General features: G+C 60.3%; 1 protein-coding gene and 1 pseudogene. Both read left to right on the forward strand.

The window, feature by feature from the left end; genetic code table 11:
• On the forward strand, window positions 1-2067 hold a 2067-nt coding region (locus VL202_RS14840; RefSeq protein WP_325464868.1), incomplete at its 5' end, for a glycosyltransferase family 4 protein.
• Between the two features lie 49 nt (window positions 2068-2116).
• Window positions 2117-2251: pseudogene (locus tag VL202_RS14845) on the forward strand (glycosidase); the annotation flags it as partial.

Consider the following 2251-nt stretch of genomic DNA (forward strand, 5'->3'; position numbering starts at 1 on the left):
CTGAATCAGGCGCGGTTCGACGCGGTTTCTCTGCAGCATGAATTCGGAATATTCGGCGGCGAGGCCGGCGGTCATATCCTTCAGCTTCTCTCTCGCCTGCGCATGCCGGTCGTTACCACGCTTCACACCGTGTTGCCCGAACCCACTCTGGTTCAGCGTGATGTCATGCGGGGCATTATCGATGCCTCGGCGAAAGTGGTTGTCATGGCGGAGAAAGGACGCGAGCTTCTTCGCGGTGTTTACGGCATGCCGTCGGAACGGATAGAAGTAATTCCGCATGGAATTCCCGATGTTCCCTTCCTCGATACGCATTTCGCGAAGGCGAAGCTCGGATTCAGCGGCAAGCCTGTCATACTGACATTTGGCCTGCTTTCTCCGAACAAGGGCATCGAGGTCATGATCGATGCCATGCCGTCGATCCTCGAATCGTCATCGGACGCCATCTATGTGGTGCTCGGCGCCACGCATCCCAATCTGGTGCAGCAGCAAGGCGAGACCTATCGAGAGGGTCTGGTGACGCGGGCAAGAGACCTCGGCGTCGATGATCATGTCGTATTCGTTGACCAGTTCGTCGACCAGCCGACGCTTCTGGAATACATCTCGATGTCTGACGTCTATGTCACGCCCTATCTCAACGAAGCCCAAATGACCTCCGGCACGCTGGCGTACAGCTATGGCTCCGGCAAGGCCGTCGTCTCGACACCCTACTGGCACGCCCAGGAACTGCTGGCTGAAGGGAGAGGTGTCCTCGTCCCGTTCTCCGATGCAAAGGCTATCGGCGCCGCGGTGGCCGGGCTGCTCGCCAACGACGTTCGCCGGCATGCCATGCGTAAGCGGGCTTATGCGACGAGCCGATTGATGACCTGGGCGCAAACCGCAAAGCGCTACCGCATGGTCCTCGATGAAGCACGCACGATTGGTCCGCCGGCCAGGTCGACACGTATCGAGCAGGAAACTCTTTGGCGTGCCGGATATCCGGTGCCGGAAATATCGCTCCGACATCTTCTGTCCATGTGCGACAGCACCGGTCTTTTGCAGCACGCCGTTCACTCCGTGCCTGACCGCTCGCACGGCTATTGCGTTGATGACAATGCACGGGCCCTGATTTTTGCCTCGCGGCTCGGAAGCCTTGGCGAACGTCATTTATCCGAGAAAATAACCGCCCAATTTGCCGCCTTCATCCAGCATGCCTGGAATCCGGATAACGGACGTTTCCGTAACTTCATGAGTTATGACCGGCGCTGGCTTGAGGATATTGGCTCGGAAGACAGCCACGGACGAACGTTGTGGGCGCTCGGTGAATGTGCGCGCAGCGATACGGCCGCATCACGGCGGCAATGGGCGGCAGCGCTCTTCCGCATCGCTCTGCCGGCGGTTGAGACGTTTCAGTCGCCGCGCGCCTGGGCGTTCACGCTTCTTGGACTGGATGCCTATTGCGAAACCAATGGCGCGGATCAAGCCGCCACGGCATCTCGTGAATTGCTCGCCACCCGGTTGACGTCGTCACTGGATTCGGTCGAGACGCCGGACTGGGTATGGTTCGAGAACTTGCTTGCCTATGACAATGCGCGCCTGCCAGAGGCATTGCTCCTGACCGGGCTGGCGACGAAGACGCCTGCTTTTGTCGATGCCGGCCTTCGGACATTGCGCTGGCTCATGACGCAACAGACGGCGCCTACCGGGCATTTCCGCCCCGTCGGCACGGAAAGTTTCGGCATTCCCTGGCAGTCGCCCAAGCGGTTCGACCAGCAGCCGGTCGAGGCGGCGGCAACGATCGCGGCCTGCCTTACGGCATGGCGTGCAAATAGTGGCGGTGAATGGGAAATCGGTGCGATGCGGGCATTCAGCTGGTTTCTGGGTGACAACGATCTCGCTTGCCCTCTGGTCGATGTGGCCATCGGCAGTTGTGCGGATGGGCTTCATCCAGACAGGGCGAGCGAGAACAAGGGCGCGGAATCGGTTCTCTCGTATCTTCTCGGATTGACTGAGATCCGACGTTTCATGCGCGCCGACGCCGGACCGGATCGAGCCGAACAAGCATCGTGGCGACTGGCGCTGATCGCTTGATCGCGCCCCATCACCACAGGAATGACAGCAAGGAGCTTCGTTCACGCCCATGTTTCTAAATCGACAGGCGCTGTATCTGCGCCCGGATCCTGCCCGGGTCGTCGTGCGCCCCTTCAAACCGGCGATCGAGCCGCGCGACCTCAATCCGACGGACAAGACGCGCGCCAACCATATCGTCGGCCGG

Source organism: Pararhizobium sp. (assembly GCF_035497515.1).
GTDB lineage: Bacteria > Pseudomonadota > Alphaproteobacteria > Rhizobiales > Rhizobiaceae > Pararhizobium.